The sequence below is a fragment of the Streptosporangium minutum genome (genome assembly GCF_002149035.1).
GTDB classification, from domain to species: domain Bacteria; phylum Actinomycetota; class Actinomycetes; order Streptosporangiales; family Streptosporangiaceae; genus Streptosporangium; species Streptosporangium minutum.
Genome location: NZ_NGFP01000203.1, coordinates 1 through 16,914 on the forward strand (window position 1 = coordinate 1; position 16,914 = coordinate 16,914).

Consider the following 16,914-nt stretch of genomic DNA (forward strand, 5'->3'; position numbering starts at 1 on the left):
CCCCCTCAACTCCGTCATCCCCTCTCCCCCGGCCGCCCGTCCCGCCTCACAACGGCACTCCGAACGCCCTCAGCCCGCCCAGCGCCCTGCCCCGCTCGGTGTGCCACGCGGGCGCGGCCCTCACCACCATGACCTCCACCTCCAGGCCCGGATACGCCTTGTCGACGTCCACCACCACCCCGTCCAGCGCCGAGATCATGCAGATCTGGTCGGGCGCCATGGCCGCCACCGCGCCGTCGGCCAGCGCCAGAACGATCTCGTTGTGCGCCTCCAGCCGGACCAGCCTGCCCAGCCCCTCGCTCTCCTGGACCAGGATGCTGGACGGCAGCGACGGCAGCGACGGCAGCGACGGCGCCGACGGGTGCCTGCCGTACCCGGTGCTGCCCCCCACCTCGGTGATCCGGCCCCGGCACAGGGTCCGCACGCCGTACGGCGCGGCCAGGGAGCGCGGCGCTCCCGGGACGCCGGCCGCCAGCAGGCGGCTGACCGTGCCGGGGACCAGGACACGCGACAGGACGCCGGCGGACATCGGGTAGCAGGCGGCCAGCGCCCAGCCGCCCAGGGCCAGGACCAGGGGGCGCGCCAGCTCCTCCACCCGGTCGGGCTCGGTGTCCAGCCCCACCAGGTCCCCGGTGGGACCGGCGAGCTCGAGCGGCGTGGCGGCGACCCCGCCCAGCGTGAAGGTGGTCTGCTCGATCAGCGGGAACACCCGCCCGGTGCCGTCGCCGTCCACCAGCGGCACGCCCAGCAGCGCCGCGGTGATCACCGGGAGCAGCGCGTTCTCCGCGGCGAGGTTGAGCGCCACGACCGCGCCCGCCTTCCGGCCGAGCCGCCGCTCCAGCGCGTGGACCACCCGCCGGGGCTCGTCCCCGCCGGGCAGCTGCTCGCCGAGGGCCGTGGTGGAACCGTAGAGGCTGATCGCGACGGAGAGCGTCTCCGGCGGCAGCGCGCCCGCGTCGACCACCGGCACCCCGGCTCCGAGCACCGATCCGGCCCAGTCGAGCGCGACCTGGAAGGACGAGTCGGCCGCGCCGGTGGCGAACAGCCGCGACCCGGCGGCGAAGGCGCCGAGCGAACCGGAGTCGATCGCTCGGGGATCCCCTCCGGCCTCGTCCCGGAGGCGGCGGCTCACGGAGCCGTCCCCTCCGCCTTGACCTGGACCCGGTAGAGACCGTCGGGCAGGTAGGAGAGCGGGTTGACGACCGTGGTGGCGACGCGGGCGGATCCGGGGACCGCCCCGGCGCTCACCACGCGCGTCAGCGCCTCGTCGCGGGCGTCGTCGATCGCCCGGTCGAGCTCGGCCCGGCCCCGGGCGTGCACGATCCGCTCCACCTCGGCGGCGGGCCCGGCCAGCGCCGCCCCGTAGGCCACGGCCAGCTCCGCCCGCTCCGGCACCTGCCAGCCAGGCCCCGCCTCCCGCGCGGAAGGCCCCACCGCGACGCCCCCCGGAGCCGACACGAGCATCGGCAGCGGCACGTTGACCGGGACGTCCGCGCCGCGCCGTCCACCGGTCCTGGGCACCCCTCCGGTCACGAGGCCGGTACGCACCGTCCTTCCCCGCTCCTGGACCGCGGTGTCGCCCAGCCCGGCCAGCGCCGCGCCGCCGCGCAGCGCGCAGGTGAAGGCGCCCAGGTAGCAGACCAGCGGGTAGCGGCGGAAGTAGTGGGCCGAGACCAGGCCCGTTCCGGTCCTGGCGAAGAACAGCGGCGTCCCCGGCAGGTCGCGGGCCACCCGGGCGGCGACCCGGCCCGCGATCCGGTCCGCCTCCGGGCCGAGCGCCGCGTTCAGGATCGCGCTGTTCTCCCTCTCCCGCAGCCCGGCCCGGCCGAACTCGTACGACAGGGTGATCCGCGCCCCCGGCACCTCGGCCGTGATGATCTCGGCGACGGCCAGCTCGTGGTCGGGCAGCCCCGGCGACCCGGTCGCGGTCACCGCGAAGTCCGTCAGGCCGCACCCGGCGGCGAACCGGGCCACCGCGGCGGCGTCCAGCTCGGCGATCGGCCGCCCGGTGAGGCTGTGGCCGCCCCGGACGACCGTCCCCACTCCCGAGCCGTCGGGCCAGCCCGCCAGAGGGCCGAGCCCCGGCGGGCACGGCCCCGCGACCCTGATCGCCGCGACCCGTGCCCGCCGTGCGGTGTCCAGGTCCACCGCGACCGACACCGCCCTGACCGCCGCTCCCGCCTCCGTCAGGGCACCGTCCCGGACGGCCGCCACCACCGGCGCGTGCCATCCGAGATCGACGCCGAGGATCATTCCAGGCCGCGCCCCTCGGTCTCCGGCAGCGGTACGGCCAGCAGCGCCGTCACCACCATGAACGCGTTGATCACCAGCATGGTCGCGGTGAAGCCGGTGGCGTGGGCGAGCAGCATCCCCACCGCCGACGGGGCGACGGTGGTGGCCACCAGCTGGGAGGCGGTCGCCCAGGAGTAGCCGGTGCCGCGCAGCGCGGTCGGGTAGAACTCGCCGTTCCAGGTGTTCCACACGCCCCAGGCGCCCAGGCTGAAGAACGACAGGACGAAGTTGCCCACGTAGAGGCCGGTCATCGTGGACGCGGTGGCGAAGCCCAGCCCGCCGAGGGCCGCGGCCACCACGTAGACCAGGAAGACCTTCTTGCGGCCGAAACGGCCGGTGAGCAGCGACGCGCTGACATAGCCCGGGATCATCATGAGAGCGCTGAGCGCCGCGAAGCCGAGGCTCGCGTCCATGCTCAGCCCCTTCTCCTGCAGCAGCGTGGGCAGCCAGGTCTGCAGGCCCCAGTAGCCCCAGTTGAAGGCGAAGTTCAGCAGCAGCATCAGCACCGTGATCCTGCGGAGCCTGCCGCGCAGCAGGTCCAGCGGGTGGCCGGCGCGCTCGGTGGCGACCGTGAAGACCGCGTCGGCGTCGGGGCTGCCCAGCCGGCGCAGCACCGCCCGGGCCTCGTCCTGGCGGCCCCTCGCGGCCAGCCAGTAGGGCGACTCGGGCACCCAGGCCCTGATCGCGAACGCCCACAGGCCCGCCACCGCGCTGGCGATGACGACCACGTGCCAGCCGAGGTCGCCCAGCCAGACCGAGGCGCCGATGGCGGCCAGCATGCCGATCGGCCAGCCGATCGACAGGTAGACCGCCGCCCTGCCCCTGCTCCTGGTGGGCAGCAGCTCCAGGAAGTAGGGGAAGGTGACGGTGTAGACGCCCGCCAGCGCGAGCCCGGAGGCCACTCGCAGCGCCACGAGGGTCTCGACGTTCGGCGCGAACGCCGAGGCCAGTGCGATCACCCCGTAGGCGGCCAGGGACCAGACACAGGCGGGCCGGCGGCCGATCCGGTCGGCGACCGGCCCCCAGATCAACGCGCCGGGGATCATGCCGAACGCGACGGCCGACAGCACCAGCCCGATCCCGCCCTCGTCGAGGCCGAAGGCCGTGCCGAGGTCCGCGGACACGTAGATGAGGGCGAGCTGCTCCCAGGACTCGATGACGAACGCGACGAACAGCGCCAGCGCGATCAGAACGTGCCTGCGGGTGAACGGCATCCGGTCGAACGCGTCGCCGATGGGCAGCGTCCTGGTTTCGGTGGCGGTCATGGGGCTCCTCGGGAGGGGGGCGCGAAGTCTTGCCGCACCATAGGTCCCGCCCCTCCGGCGGAACTGTGCACTTCGCCCGCCCGCCTCCGCACCGGGCGTGCACCCGGCCCTGTCCTCTCAGGATATCCGCAGGTCAGATCGTGTTCTCATGGATGTGCACGATGCGCCACTCCCCCTCGATCAGCCGCAGCACCGCGGTGGTCCGCACGATCTCCGGTTCCCCTTCGGCGAAGTCCACCCGGAGCAGGTAGCGGGCCAGCGCCGTCTCCCCCCAGACGTCGACGACCTCGTCGCCGGCGGCCACCCCGGTCTCCCGCGGGCCGTCGGCGGGCCGGGCGTCGCGGACCTTGTCCAGCTGCGCCGTGCTGGTGATCAGGACGGGGTCCACCGAGTCCCAGATCGTCGCCTCGGGGTGCAGCAGCCGGTCGATCCCGGCCCGGTCACCGCGCCGGTATGCGTCGTACATCGCGGTGATGACCGCCCAGACGGCTTCGCGTGCCACTTTTCACGTCTCCCTTGCAGAATCGTTGTCTGCTCACGTTATGGGTACGCCGGACCGGGCGGCTCACCCCGGTCCAGCTCGTGGGCGAGCCGCTCCAGCTCGGCCCCGCCCGCCATCAGGGAGGTCAGCTCCTCGCGGGTGATGCCGGCCTTGCCGTACTCGCCGAGGCTGGTGCCCCGGTTGAGCAGCAGGAACCGGTCGCCGATCGGGTAGGCGTGATGGGGGTTGTGGGTGATGAGGACGACCCCCAGCCCCCGGTCGCGGGCCTGGGCGATGTAGCGGAGCACCACCCCGGCCTGTTTGACCCCCAGGGCGGAGGTCGGCTCGTCCAGGATGAGCACGCGGGCGCCGAAGTGGACGGCGCGGGCGATGGCCACCGACTGGCGCTCGCCGCCGGACAGGGTGCCCATCGGCTGGTCGACGTCACGGATGTCGATGCCCATGGAGCGCAGCTCCTCGCGGACCACGCGCCTGGCCCGGGCCACGTCGAAGCGGCGGAACGGCCCCCGGCCGAGCACGGGCTCGGAACCGAGGAAGAAGTTCCGCCAGACCGACATCAGCGGGATCATCGCCAGGTCCTGGTAGACCGTCGCGATGCCCTGGTCCATGGCGTCGCGGGGGCTGGTGAAGGCGGCCGGCGCGCCGTCGAGCAGATACTCCCCCGAGTCGGGCGCGTGCATGCCGGACAGGATCTTGATCAGCGTGGACTTGCCGGCGCCGTTGTCGCCGAGGACGCAGGTCACCTCTCCCCGGCACACCCGCGTGGAGACGTCCCGCAGGGCGATCACACCCCCGAACGTCTTGCCCACGGCACGGACCTCCAGCAGAGGGGGAGCGGCCTCCGCCGCCCGTCCCGTGCCGGGGTCGGCCTCCACGATCCCGGGGCCCGGCCCGCCGGGCGGGGGCCCTCCCCGGGCGGCGTCCGCGGGGACGCCGTCGGTTCCGGTCAACGCCTCACCTCCTCCGCGTAGCGGCGGACCAGCCGGTTGGCGAGGGTCGCCAGCAGCAGCATGGCGCCGAGGAAGAACGTGAACCAGTCGGCGTCCCAGCCGGCGAACACGATGCCCTTGTCCGCCATGCCGAAGATCACCGCGCCGATCGCGGCACCGATCGCGGAGCCGTACCCGCCGGTCAGCAGGCAGCCGCCGATCACCGCCGCGATGATGTAGACGAACTCCTGCCCGATGCCCGAGTTGGCCTGCACCGAGGTGAAGCGGAGCGCCAGGATGGAGCCGACCAGCCAGGCGGCCACCGCCGTCGTCATGAACAGTGCGATCTTCGTCCGTTCGGCGGGCACTCCGGCGGCGCGGGCGGCCCGGGCGTCGCCGCCCACCGCGAAGATCCGGTTTCCGGCCCTGGTCCGCATGAGCACCCAGGTCGCCAGCGCGGTGACGCCCAGCCACCAGAGAACGGCCACCCGGAAGTCGGTCCCGCCGGCCGGGAAGGTCCCGGCCAGCACGGCGCGCGCGCCCTCGTACCCCTCGGCCCCGCGCAGCCCGCCGACCTGGACTGTCCCGGTCAGGGCCTTGGTGACGCCCAGGTTGACGCCCTGCAGCATCAGGAACGTGCCGAGTGTGACGATGAAGCTCGGCAGCCCGGTGCGGACCACGATCAGCCCGTTCAGGAAGCCGACCAGCAGGGCCGCCGCGAGGGAGACGAGCATCGCCGTCCAGACCGAGAGGCCGTACCGGGTCGCGAGGATGACCGTGATCAGGCCGGTGGTGCCGGTGAGCACCCCGGCCGACAGGTCGAACTCGCCGCCGATCATCAGCAGCGCGATCGCCACCGCCATGATGCCGAGGGTGGAGGCCGGGTCGAGCCAGTTGGCCACGCCCTCGATCGAGCGGAACGTGGCCGACTGGCTCGCGAAGAACGCGAACACCGCGACCGCGCCGACCATTGCGCCGAGCTCCGGCCGGACCAGGAGCCGCCGGGCCGCCCCCGTCCGCGCCAGCCGCTCGTCCGCCACCGTCACCGGGTGCCGCTCTGGGCGAGCTCGGCCACCTGCGCGGCGTTGTCCTTGGTGACGAACCCGGGGCCGGTGTTGACCGGCAGGCCGCCGCCGACGGTGTTGAGGTTGTCGCGGTAGAGGGTCAGGAAGGTGATCGGCAGCCAGCCCTGGAGGTACTGCTGCTGGTCGACCGCGAACAGGATCTCGCCGTCCCTGACTGCGGCCACCACGTCGGCCGACAGGTCGAAGGTGGCGAGCCGGGCCTTGGAGCCGCCGTCGGCGATCGCGTCACGGGCGGCGACGGCCACGGCGGGGTTCAGGGCGAGCACGCCGTCGACGGAGGTGTCCGACTGGAGCCTGGCCTTGATCTTGGAGGTGGCGTCGGCGAGGTTGCCCACGTCCACCTGGAGCCGCTCGACCGTGCCGCCCAGGCCGTCGGTGGCGCCCTTGCAGCGCTGGTCGAGGCCCACGTTCCCGGCCTCGTGGATCACGCAGAGCAGCTTGGTGACGCCCTCGGCCCTGAGTTTCTCCCCCGCGCCCCGCCCGGCCACGTCCTCGGACTGGCCGATGTGGGTGATCGCGCCGAACTCGCGGGACCTGTCCCCGCCGGAGTTGATGGTGATCACCGGGATCCCGGCGGCCACGGCCTTGCCGACGGCCTCCTTCAGCGCGTCCGGGTTGGCCATGGAGACCACGACGCCGTCGACTTTCTGGCTCACGGCCTGGTCGATGAGCTGCGACTGCCGCGCCGGGTCGCCGTCGCCCTGGTAGTTCACCGTGACGCCGTACCGCTTGGCCGCGGCCTCGGCGCCGTTCTTGACCACGTCCCAGAAGGCGTCTCCCGAACCCGCGTGGGTGATGACGGCGAAGGTGGCCGCCTCGGCCGCCGGGGGCGGGGCGGCCGCCGGCTCCCCGCCGCCCTGCCCGGCCGGGCCGCTCGAACAGCCGGTCAGGGCGGAGAACCCCAGCGCGGCCACGATGACCAGCCCTGCTGTCCACTTCATCGGCAACCTCCGCGCGTCTCGCCCGATCCCCCCGTCCCTGTTTGTAACCACAGCCCCACCAGACTGTCAATGATTTGTCGTGACATTAGGACTTAGGAGCTCGCGTACGGCCGGCCACCGGCACGCGTTCCCGGGCCCGCCGTCGTCCCCACCCGGTGCGCCGGAGGTCCTAAGCTGTCCGATCATGCGCTTCCTGCCGTCCGGCGCCGGTCCCCGGCGGTCCCTCCGCCGCCCGGCCACCTTCACCCGACGGGCCCTCCTGGTGACCGTGTGCCTTGCCGTCCTGCCGTCCGGAGTCGCACAGGCCGCTCCGCCCCCGAGCCCTTTGCTGAAGATCGGCAGGCTGGCGGCCGCGTCGTGCCCGGAACCGCCGCTCATCGACGGCGGCATGCCCCGGACGCGCGAGTACCTGACGGCGGCCATGAGATGCCTGGACAGGCTGTGGTCCGCCCGCTTCGCCCGCGCCGGGCTGGGGTTCCGCAAGCCCGCGGTCCGTTTCTACGAAGAACCCGCGCAGCGCGTATGCGGAGTGCGCTGGCCCGCCAACGCGGCGGCCTTCTACTGCACGGAACGGGCCACGTTGGTGTTCCCGCTCACCGGCGGCTGGATCGAGGGACGGACCGACCTGTACCCCCTCAAGGTGGCGGCCCACGAATACGGCCACCACCTGCAGAGCCTCACCGGCGTCAGGGACGACTACGAGGCCCGCGTCCGCTCCGGCCGCGCCCACGCCCGCCAGGCCGAGCTCGGCCGCCGCTACGAACTCCAGGCCGACTGCCTGTCGGGGGTGTTCCTGGGCAGCGTGCGAGGTTCCCTGGCGCGCACCGGGCAGGACTGGCAGGCGCTGTCCGACGCGCTCCGCGCCAGCGGCGACGACGGCGACCACCGCACCCATGGCGCCGGCGCCAGCCGGCTCCGCTGGTTCGACCGCGGCTACCGCGCGGTCTCCCCCGCCGCCTGCGACACCTGGAGCGCCACGCCGTCCCAGGTGTCCTGAGCCGCGGGACACCGCCCGGGGCTCCACCCGCCTCCGTCCGGTGAGGTCAACGGGGACATCACCGGACATCATTGGACATCGACACCCGGCCGTCCATGAGGGCGCCCAGCCGGCCCGGGTGGGTTCGACGCACCTTTTGTCGGGAAAATCCTAGAGATACGACCGACGGTCCGCGGTGGGGCCGGCACATCCGCCGCACGGGACGGAGAAGCGGTCGGCGTCACACCCGTGGACCGGGACAAGACCACCGGACTCCCACGACCGGCCCCGTCCCGACTTCTCCGACGCCCGGCGATCATCCTCGCCGGGCGCTTGTTTTCACCCCAGCGGGAGCTATATTTACTATAAAAATAGTAGGGATTAAGGGTAATAACGATGCCCCTTCCGGATTTCCTCACGATCGGCGCCCCTAAGGCCGGGACGACCGCGCTGCACGCGGCGCTGGCCCGCCACCCGGGGCTCTTCCTGTCACCGGTGAAGGAGCCGAAGTTCTTCCTCACCGACGGGCCCCCGCCGACCAGGGGCGGGCCCGGCGACGCCCAGACCTACCGCGAGCACATCTGGCGGCGAGAGGACTACGAGGCCCTGTTCGGCGCGGCGCCACCGGGCGCCCTGACCGGCGAGTCCACCCCGTTCTACCTGTACGACCCGGCCGCGCAGCGGCGTCTCCATGCCGCGGTCCCCGAGGCCAGGCTGATCGTGGTGCTGCGCGACCCGGTGGAGCGGGCCCACTCCAACTGGACCCACCTGTGGTCGGCCGGACTGGAGCCGGTCGGCGACATGGTGCGGGCGTGCGGGGAGGAGGAGCAGCGGATCAGAGCGGGCTGGGCGCCGTTCTGGCACTACCTCGGGCTCGGCCGGTACGGCGAGCAGCTCGCGCACCTGTTCACCCTGTTCCCCCGCGAGCAGGTGCTGGTCTTCCGCTACCGCGACCTGGTCGACCGGCCCGCCGACACCCTGGACCGGATCTGCCGCTTCCTCGGCGTCGAGACCGGCGTCGTCACCGAGGTCCCCCGCGAGAACGTGACCGCCCATCCCGAGCCGACGCGGGGCCACCGGCTGCTCTCCCGGGCGCTGCGGACCGGGGCGGCGGTCGGCCGGTTCCTGCCGGGGCGGCTGAGCGGGGCGCTGACCGACCCGCTGGAGCGGCGGCTGCAGCAGCGGGCCCGCTCCCGCCAGCCCCTGACCTGGGAGCAGCGGGAACAGCTGATCGGCTACTTCGCCCAGGACGTGGCGCTGCTGCAGAAGGTGACCGGCGAGGACTTCAGTGACTGGCTCCGTCCCCGCGAGCGGTCCGGCGGCCTGGTGGGCACCCGCCCCGTCGGCCAGCGCCAGGCCCGCAACGGGCGCCCGCAGGCGTAGACGCGACGGCGGGACAGGCGCGGGGCCGGTACCGCGTCGCGGCGCCGGCCCCGCCTTCGATCCAGGTGATCCGCCCGGTCCGGGCCCGCGCCACCGGGCCGCCCGGCGTGTCAGCGCAGCTCGGTGCGGAGCTCGTGGGCCCCGTCCGGGCGGGTGTACTCGTAGTAGAGCCGCCGCCCGCCCTCCGGCAGGTCGACGATGTCCATGTAGCGCAGGCCGCCGCCCGCGTGCGGCGAGACCGCGGCGGGCACGGCGCCGACCGGGGTCAGCCCGGCCGGGTCGGCGCCGACGGCCACGCCGGTCTTCTCCTCGTAGTTCTCCGCCGCGGTGGCCCGGCCGTCGTAGAGAGCGACGACCCTGTCGTCCAGGAAACGGACCGCGGCGATCCGGGCGCCGCGGGCGTCCCACATGCCGGGCCTGCCGCTGAGCGCCGTGCCCTGCCAGATCCACTCAAGGCCGTCCGCGCTGGTGGCGTAGTCGCTCACCATCTGGTCGGCCTCCTCGGCCTCGGCCAGCGGGTGGCAGGAGGCCCACAGGTGCCAGACCCCGTCCCGCCGTACGATCACGGGGTCCTTGACACCGGTCTTGGGGTCGCCGGGCAGCACGACCCGGCGGTGCCGGGCGTCGAACCCGGCCGGGTCGCCGGCCTCCAGCACCTCCACCCGCCAGTGCTTGCTGCCGTGGGTGGCGCAGCTCAGATAGAGCCGCCAGCGGCCCTCGGGGGTGCGTACCAGGGTGGGACGCTCCAGCGACTCGGTGTCCATCTCCTGGCTGCCGATCGTGAGCAGGGTCTCGAACCGCTCACCGTCCGCCGACCGGGCGACGACGACCGCGTAGCCGCGCCCTTCGCCGACCGGGCGGCGCAGCCGGTAGGCCATGTAGATCGACCCGTCACTCGCCACCGCGCTCGGGGCGCCCGCCCAGTGGCCCGGCCCCGGCGCTTCGGGCTCGATCGCCACGACGGAACGGTCAGGATCGGGAAGCAGGTCTTCGATGGTCGGCACGGCACCGACAGTAGGCGGGATTTGCGTGGTACTCACGGAGAATCACCAATCGTGGTCACGAGTTTGATCGCCTTTTGGCGATCACATGGCTCGCATCGTTTTCAGGACCCCCGCGCCGGGGCCACCGGCGGCCGCCGTCGGCGACCTGTCACCACGACGCCACCGGCACGCTCAGGAGTGGCGGAGCGTCGCCATGGGCAACGGGATGGCCGGGAACGGGTTGTCGGGGGGCAGCATGAGCCGCCGGACCTCCTGCGGGCGCGTGGTGGCGTCCAGGTGGAGCAGCGCCGCCCCGATCCCCGCCGCGCCGATCATGTATCCGGTGTCGGCGGTGACCTCCCAGGGCCGCAGCCGGCGGTACGCCTGGTACCACCGGGAGCCCTGCTCGTCGTGCCGGGTGGCCCGGCCGACCAGGTTCGCCCCCAGCTCGTGGGCGAACTCCAGGTGGGTCCGGCGGCCGGTCGCCGCCCAGAGGCCGACGAACAGCTCCACCAGGCCGGCCGTGCCGCAGCACTGGCACGCCACGTTCCAGTGGCCGTCCGTCTGGCGGCCGGGGGTGCCGCTGCGGACGATCCCCCGCGCCAGCCGCTCCACCCAGTCGAGGTCTCCGGCGTCGCCCGCCACCCGGTACAGCTCGTAGAACATGCGCGCGACCCCGGCGGAGCCCGAGCAGAATCCCAGATAGTGCAGGTCACGGCCCTGCGGGAGGTGGTGGGGGACCATCGCGCACCGCTCGGTCACGACGCTGATCGCACGGACGAAGTCGGCCCCTCTCCTGGCGGCCTTGAGGAAGCCGCTGTGCCCGGTCAGGCCGTACAGGCGGGCGAGCAGGAAGGCGGTGCCCGCCGTACCGGACAGGAAGCCGGGCGTGACCGCGTCCGGCGGCAGGTCGGCGCAGGCCCCGTCACCGAACCGGTGGCCGGGAACGGCGAGCTCGGCGATGCGCGCGCCCGCCTCGACGGCGATCTCCTGGTAGGCGGGGACGCCCAGGATGCCCGCGGCGTGCAGGAGCCCGAGGATGATGCCGCCGTCGCCGCGCTGCGCCGGGTCGCCGGTCCAGCCGAGGCCCCCGTCGACGGGACGGGCGCCGCGCACGATGTGGTCGGCGACCGCCCCGGCCTCGACCTCGAAGGAGCTCTCGCCGGTGGCCCACCCCGCCTCGGCGAGCACGAACATCACTCCCGCCAGGCCGTGGTGGAGGGAGAGGTCGGTCTGCTCCCGCCAGGTGGCCGCGAGGTGGCGGGCGCCGGCCACGGCGTCGTCGAGGTAGCTCTCGTCTCCGGTGGCGGCGGCGAGTTCGAGGAAGAACAGGACGATGCCGGCCGCCCCGGAGTACAGCGACAGTGGCCGGCCGGGCAGGGCGGACCGGCCCCGCGCGTCGGGGTTGGCCCGCCAGTGCCGCCCCCGCCCGTCGTCCACGGCCGCGGAGCGGATCCAGCGCGCGGCCCTGACGGCGGTGAGCAGAGGGCTCTCGGCCCCCGGTTCCGGGCTCATGGCGGCTCCTTCATGTGACCAGACCACCACTTTACCCCCATTTCCTACAGGATCAATAGGTAATATTGGTGTCCATGGTGCCGGTGACGGCTACCGGGTACACAGGGAGGTTACTACGCCCGCCGCCCGCCCGCCGGGACAGTGGCGAATCCGGAGCGGTGGGCCATATTTGTCATGACATTCTGATGTCCGCTAGCCTGATCACGGAGCGTATCCACGGGAGGGCAGATGACGGCGCAACTCTCCATCGATCTGGACCGGTCCAGTCCGGTGCCACTGTACTTCCAGGTGGCCGAACAGATCTCCGAGGCCATCCAGCGGGGCGACCTGCCCCCCGGATCCCGGCTGGACAACGAGATCCTGCTCGCCGACCGGCTCGGCCTCTCCAGGCCGACCATCCGCCAGGCGATCCAGTACCTCGTGGACAAGGGCCTGCTGGTCCGCAAGCGCGGTGTCGGCACCCAGGTCGTGCACGGCCAGGTCAAGCGCTCGGTCGAGCTCACCAGCCTCTACGACGACCTGCGCAGGGCGGGCCAGGAACCGGCCACCCGGGTGCTGGCCCTGGAGCCCGAGCCCGCGGACGAGAGGGTCGCCGCCATCCTCGGCGTCCCCACCGGCGCCCAGGTGCTGCGCCTGGAGCGGATCCGCTACGCCGCCGGGGAGCCGCTGGCCCTGCTGCACAACTGGCTGCCCGTCGGCCTGGCCCCGCTGACCGCCGAGAGCCTCCAGGAGCGCGGGCTGTACGAGCTGCTCCGCTCCGCGGGGGTGCGGATGCGCGTGGCCAACCAGCGCATGGGGGCGAGGGCCGCCACCGCCACCGAGGCCAGGCTGCTCGGCGAGCGGCGCGGCGCGCCCCTGCTCACCATGCTCCGCACCACCTACGACGACCAGGGCCGGGCCGTGGAGCACGGCTCCCACGTCTACCGGGCCTCGCACTACTCCCTGGAGGTCACGCTCATCGAGCGCTGAGCGCCTCCCCCCGTCACGCGCCCGCCGGCTTGCGATCACGTCGATCGGCCTTCCCTGGACCGACCCCCATGAAAAGGGTTATGACCTGGGTACTTCTTCAAATGAGGTTTTTGTCCCCCCGGAACATGACAGGGGAACAACCGGGAGGAAGCTAGCTGTATGACCGCAGATCCAGGGAAAGATGATGCGTGGCCGGGGGGCTGAGTGGGCGACGATCCTCAGGCTGCTGGGGACCGCCGCGGACACGGCCGGGAACGTGGTGCTCGTGGAGGGCGAGCCGGGGATGGGCAAGAGCCTCCTGCTCGCGGAGGCGGCGACCGTGGCCGCCGCGCGGGGGACTGCGGTCGCGACCGGCCGGGCGGACGAGCTGGGACGGCTGACGCCGCTGGGGCCGCTGCTGTCCGCCCTGGCGGAGTGGCCGCCCCCCGTGGCCCTCGCCAGGGGCGACTCCCCCGACGGGCCGGGGCTGCTGATGTGGCTGGCCGAGCAGGTGCGGACCACGCTGGAGAGGCGGACGGAGTCGGAGCCGCTGCTGGTGACCCTGGACGATCTCCACTGGGCCGACCCCGCCACGCTCATGGCCCTGCGGACGCTGCCTTCGCGGCTGGCCTCCCACCCGCTGGCCTGGCTGCTGGCCCGCCGTACCACCTCCGAGTACGGTGACTCCGGCCGGTTGTTCGACCTCCTGGAGGAGGAGGGCGCCACGCGGATCCGCGTGCTCCCCCTCGACGACGGCGCCGTGGCCGAAGTGATCGCCGACACCCTGGGCGCGGCTCCCGGGGAGGAGCTGGCGGCGCTGTCCGCCCAGGCGGGCGGCAACCCGTTCCTCCTCCTCGAACTTCTCACCGGACTGCGCGAGGAGGACGCCGTCCGGGTGAGATCGGGCGTCGCCCGGCTGACCGGGACGGCGCTGCCCCAGCGCGTCCACACCGCCGTCCGGCGGCGCCTCGGCGAGGTGAGCACCAAGACCCGGCACCTGCTGGAGGCGACAGCGGTGCTCGGACGCTCCTTCTCCCCCGCGTACGCGGCCGAGATGCTCGGCGAGACGCCGGCCGCGCTGCTCCCCGCCCTGGAGGAGGCGATCGCGGCAGGCGTGCTCGCCGCGACCTCCGACGAGCTGATGTTCCGGTACGAGCTGGTGTGGCGGTCGATCGTCGAGACGGTGCCCGCGCCGGTACGGCAGGCGCTGCATCATCAGATCGAGCGCAACCCGCCTGCCCGGCAGCCCCCTCGCCACCAGCGCGCGGACGGCTCGTCCGCCGAGACCCTCGTGCTGCTGTCGCTGCTCGCGTGGGACGAGGGCCGGCTCTCGCGCGGGTTGGACCTGGCCCGCGAGGCCGCTGAGATGCCCGGCAGCGGGCGCCATCCGCAGCCGCGCGCCGTCCTGACGACGATGCTGACCGACCTCTGGCTGCTCGACGAGGCGGAGACGGCGCTGGCGGGCGCCACCGAGGAGGCGGTGGGGCAGCCCGAGTGGACCGCGGAGATCCCCGTTCTCCGCGCCCGCCTCGATCTCACCGCCGGCCGGCTCGGCAGCGCGATCGAGCACGCGGAGGCGGGACTGACCGCCGCCGACACCCTCGGCGTCCCGGCCCTCGCCGCCTCGGCCCTGTCGGTGCTCGGCGCCGCGTCACTGCGGGCGGGCGACCTTCCCCGGGCGATCAGATATCTGAAGAACGACCTGGCCCGGGGGCCCCAGGGCGCGCCGCCGTACGTGCGGCTGCGCTCGGAGCTGGCGGCCGGGCGGATCAACGAGGCGCACGGCGGGGCGGCGAGCGGGATGAGCTCGCTCAGCCGGGTCTACGACGCGCTGCCCCGGCACACCGGGGCGCTGACCAGCGAGCCCACCGCCGCCGCATGGCTGGTGCGGGTGGCGATGGCGGTACAGGACGAGCGCCGGGCCGATGCCGTGGTGGACGCGGCCGAGGGCATCGCCTGGCGCAATCCCTGCCTGCTCAACCCCTCCGTGGCCGCCGCCCACGCGCGCGGCGTGCGTGACCGCGACCCGGAGGCGCTGGTCCGCGCCATGACCGAGCACACCGATCCATGGGCCAGAGCCTCGGCGGCGGAGGATCTCGGCGTGCTGCTCAGCGCGGACCTCGACGCCCGCGACCTGGCCGTCGACAGTCTCAACAGCGCGCTGGTCTGCTACGGATCGGTGGAGGCGATCCGCGACGCGGCACGGGTCCGGGGCAGGCTGCGGGGACTGGGAGAGCGCCGCCGGCACTGGGTCCGGACCGATCATCCCGTGTCGGGGTGGGCCAGCCTGACCGGTACCGAGCAGGCCGTCTGCGATCTCGTCGCCCAGGGGCTGACCAACCGGCAGGCGGCCGAGCAGATGTTCATCAGCGAGCACACCGTGGCCTTCCACCTGCGCCAGGTCTTCCGCAAGCTGGGCATCCACTCGCGTGTCGAGCTGGCCCGGCTCGCCGCGCAGCAGAGCGTCCGGCCGGATCACTGAGACGCCTGCCGCCGCGTGAAGTGCTCGTGCACCAGCCGGATCGCCATGGAGCCCTCGCCCACCGCCGAGGCGACCCGCTTGACCGACTGGCTTCTGACGTCGCCCACCGCGAAGACGCCCGGCATGCTGGTCTCCAGGGGCAGGCCGTCGTCGAAGCCGGTGAGGACGAATCCCTTGTCGTCGAGGGCGATCTCGGGGGCGAGCCAGGTCGTGCAGGGGTCGGCCCCGATGAACACGAACATGGCCCGGGTGTCGATGCGCAGTCGCTCCCCGGTGCGGGTGTCCTCGGCGACGACGGCCTCCAGGACGTGGTGACCGGCCAGCTCGCGCACCTCGGTGCGGAGCATCACCTCCACCTTGGGATTGCTCTCGATCCGGTCGATGAGATAGCGCGACATGTCCTGGGCGAGGTCGTCCCCGCGGACGAGCAGGCGGACCGAGTCGGCGTGCCCGGCCAGGAAGATCGTCGCCTGCCCCGCCGAGTTGCCTCCGCCCACGACCACGACCGGCTCCCCCCGGCAGAACGCGACCTCGGCCAGGGTCGCGGCGTAGTAGACGCCGTTGCCCTCGAAGTCCTCCAGCCGTGGCACCCCGAGCTTGCGGTAGCGCGCTCCGGTGGCGATGACGATCGTGCGGCCCTCGACCGGCTGCTCGTCGCGCAGCCCCACGCTGTAGTGCCCGTCCCGCCGCTTGAGCGAGGTGGCCTCGGCGGGCACGCCGAGGTACGCGCCGAACTTCTTGGCCTGGATGACGGCGCGCTCGGCGAGTTCGCCGCCGGAGATCCCCGTTGGGAAGCCGAGATAGTTCTCGATGCACGACGAGGTGCCCGCCTGGCCGCCGGTGGCGACCGCGTCGAGCACCACCGTGCGCAGTCCCTCCGACGCTCCGTACACCGCGGCGGCCAGGCCCGCGGGACCCGCTCCCACGACGACGAGGTCGAAGACGTCCTTCGGCGCCGACGGCACCGGCAGGCCGATCTCGCGGGCCAGCTCGGCGTTGCCGGGATTGCGCAGGACCTGCGTCCCGCCCAGGATCACCACGGGCGTCTCGTCCGGCGCTATGCCGAGATTGCGCACCAGCGCCTCGGCCTCCTCGTCCTCCTCCAGGTCGATCCACCGGTGCGGTAGCCGGTTGCGGGCGGCGAACTCCCGCAGCCGCCGGGTGTCCGGCGAGTAGCGGGAGCCGATGATCCTCAGGCCCGCCCCGCTGGTGATGAGCAGCGAGCGACGGATCAGGAAGGCTCGCAGGATCAGGTTCCCCAGCTCCGGATCGTGGGCGACGATCTGGAGCAGGCGCCAGGTGGGGACCGCCAGGATCTCGCCCGCCTCGCAGACGACCGACGTCGTGAACGCCTTCTGGCCGACAAGCAGCCCGAGCTCGCCGAGGAAGCGGCCCGGCCCGTGGACCTGCACCACCCGTTCGTCCTGGATGACGGCCGCCTTGCCCGCCAGGACGACGAAGAGGTCGGAGCAGTCCTCGCCCTCGCGGAACAGGACGTCGCCCGGCCGGGTGGGCCGTCGGACCCCGTGGGGCGCCAGCCTCGCGGTCTGCTCGTCGCTCAGCCGGGGGAAGGCCCCGTGGTGGTCGGGGGTCTCGGCGAAGGCGTCCATCTC

14 protein-coding genes are annotated in these 16,914 nt (G+C 73.4%); 4 read left to right on the forward strand and 10 right to left on the reverse strand.

Annotated features, from left to right (window positions below; translation table 11 throughout):
- Positions 1 to 46 precede the first annotated feature (46 nt).
- The 7 genes from CA984_RS45635 to CA984_RS32645 all read right to left on the reverse strand — a co-directional run bounded on the left by CA984_RS45635 (position 47) and on the right by CA984_RS32645 (position 7,014).
- Positions 47 to 1,132, reverse strand: coding sequence for a DUF917 domain-containing protein (locus tag CA984_RS45635; protein WP_165781502.1), 1,086 nt, complete (start codon positions 1,130 to 1,132; stop codon positions 47 to 49).
- A complete protein-coding gene (locus CA984_RS46575) occupies positions 1,129 to 2,253 on the reverse strand; it encodes a hypothetical protein (protein WP_165781503.1) in 1,125 nt (374 codons plus the stop codon). Before CA984_RS46575 ends, CA984_RS45635 begins: the two co-directional genes overlap by 4 nt.
- Complete coding sequence (locus CA984_RS32625) at positions 2,250 to 3,557, reverse strand: MFS transporter (RefSeq protein WP_012890690.1); 1,308 nt, start codon at positions 3,555 to 3,557, stop codon at positions 2,250 to 2,252. The genes CA984_RS46575 and CA984_RS32625 overlap by 4 nt, the downstream gene beginning before the upstream one ends.
- Before the next feature lie 133 nt (positions 3,558 to 3,690).
- Complete coding sequence (locus CA984_RS32630) at positions 3,691 to 4,059, reverse strand: nuclear transport factor 2 family protein (protein ID WP_086577313.1); 369 nt, start codon at positions 4,057 to 4,059, stop codon at positions 3,691 to 3,693.
- A 38-nt stretch (positions 4,060 to 4,097) separates the two neighbouring features.
- Complete coding sequence (locus tag CA984_RS32635) at positions 4,098 to 5,009, reverse strand: ATP-binding cassette domain-containing protein (protein ID WP_423229344.1); 912 nt, start codon at positions 5,007 to 5,009, stop codon at positions 4,098 to 4,100.
- Positions 5,006 to 6,034, reverse strand: coding sequence for an ABC transporter permease (locus CA984_RS32640; RefSeq protein ID WP_086577314.1), 1,029 nt, complete (start codon positions 6,032 to 6,034; stop codon positions 5,006 to 5,008). The genes CA984_RS32635 and CA984_RS32640 overlap by 4 nt, the downstream gene beginning before the upstream one ends.
- The gene (locus tag CA984_RS32645) at positions 6,031 to 7,014 is read right to left on the reverse strand and encodes a sugar ABC transporter substrate-binding protein (RefSeq protein WP_086577315.1); all 984 of its coding nucleotides are present in this window, start codon (positions 7,012 to 7,014) and stop codon (positions 6,031 to 6,033) included. Before CA984_RS32645 ends, CA984_RS32640 begins: the two co-directional genes overlap by 4 nt.
- 184 nt (positions 7,015 to 7,198) lie before the next feature.
- Here CA984_RS32645 and CA984_RS32650 point away from each other — a divergent pair, with 184 nt between their 5' ends.
- Together CA984_RS32650 and CA984_RS32655 are read left to right on the forward strand one after the other, a co-directional pair.
- The gene (locus tag CA984_RS32650; protein ID WP_086577316.1) at positions 7,199 to 8,011 is read left to right on the forward strand and encodes a neutral zinc metallopeptidase; all 813 of its coding nucleotides are present in this window, start codon (positions 7,199 to 7,201) and stop codon (positions 8,009 to 8,011) included.
- A 375-nt stretch (positions 8,012 to 8,386) separates the two neighbouring features.
- A complete protein-coding gene (locus CA984_RS32655; RefSeq protein WP_086577317.1) occupies positions 8,387 to 9,373 on the forward strand; it encodes a sulfotransferase family protein in 987 nt (328 codons plus the stop codon).
- Positions 9,374 to 9,483: 110 nt separating this feature from the next.
- On the opposite strand, the gene CA984_RS32660 is transcribed toward CA984_RS32655, so the two are convergent.
- Both CA984_RS32660 and CA984_RS32665 read right to left on the reverse strand, forming a co-directional pair.
- Positions 9,484 to 10,377, reverse strand: coding sequence for a glycoside hydrolase family protein (locus tag CA984_RS32660; RefSeq protein WP_086577318.1), 894 nt, complete (start codon positions 10,375 to 10,377; stop codon positions 9,484 to 9,486).
- A gap of 171 nt (positions 10,378 to 10,548) precedes the next feature.
- Positions 10,549 to 11,871 (reverse strand): lanthionine synthetase LanC family protein, encoded by a 1,323-nt coding sequence (locus CA984_RS32665; RefSeq protein ID WP_086577319.1) that lies wholly within the window; start codon positions 11,869 to 11,871, stop codon positions 10,549 to 10,551.
- A gap of 228 nt (positions 11,872 to 12,099) precedes the next feature.
- Between CA984_RS32665 and CA984_RS32670 the strand changes: the two genes are divergently transcribed.
- On the forward strand, positions 12,100 to 12,840 hold the full coding sequence (locus CA984_RS32670) for a GntR family transcriptional regulator (protein ID WP_086577320.1): 741 nt from the start codon (positions 12,100 to 12,102) through the stop codon (positions 12,838 to 12,840).
- Positions 12,841 to 13,021: 181 nt separating this feature from the next.
- On the forward strand, positions 13,022 to 15,301 hold the full coding sequence (locus tag CA984_RS32675) for a helix-turn-helix transcriptional regulator (RefSeq protein ID WP_086577321.1): 2,280 nt from the start codon (positions 13,022 to 13,024) through the stop codon (positions 15,299 to 15,301).
- On the opposite strand, the gene CA984_RS32680 is transcribed toward CA984_RS32675, so the two are convergent.
- Positions 15,295 to 16,914: FAD-dependent oxidoreductase (locus CA984_RS32680; protein WP_242676303.1), on the reverse strand; the 1,620-nt coding region annotated here is incomplete at its 5' end. The genes CA984_RS32675 and CA984_RS32680 overlap by 7 nt on opposite strands.

Bases quoted from the DNA above. Each gene is read 5' to 3' on its own strand.
- CA984_RS32625 (WP_012890690.1), bottom strand. From the start codon at position 3,557: ATGACCGCCACCGAAACCAGGACGCTGCCCATCGGCGACGCGTTCGAC.
- CA984_RS32670 (WP_086577320.1), top strand. From the start codon at position 12,100: ATGACGGCGCAACTCTCCATCGATCTGGACCGGTCCAGTCCGGTGCCA.
- CA984_RS32650 (WP_086577316.1), top strand. From the start codon at position 7,199: ATGCGCTTCCTGCCGTCCGGCGCCGGTCCCCGGCGGTCCCTCCGCCGC.
- CA984_RS32665 (WP_086577319.1), bottom strand. From the start codon at position 11,871: ATGAGCCCGGAACCGGGGGCCGAGAGCCCTCTGCTCACCGCCGTCAGG.
- CA984_RS32655 (WP_086577317.1), top strand. From the start codon at position 8,387: ATGCCCCTTCCGGATTTCCTCACGATCGGCGCCCCTAAGGCCGGGACG.
- CA984_RS32645 (WP_086577315.1), bottom strand. From the start codon at position 7,014: ATGAAGTGGACAGCAGGGCTGGTCATCGTGGCCGCGCTGGGGTTCTCC.
- CA984_RS46575 (WP_165781503.1), bottom strand. From the start codon at position 2,253: ATGATCCTCGGCGTCGATCTCGGATGGCACGCGCCGGTGGTGGCGGCC.
- CA984_RS32675 (WP_086577321.1), top strand. From the start codon at position 13,022: ATGATGCGTGGCCGGGGGGCTGAGTGGGCGACGATCCTCAGGCTGCTG.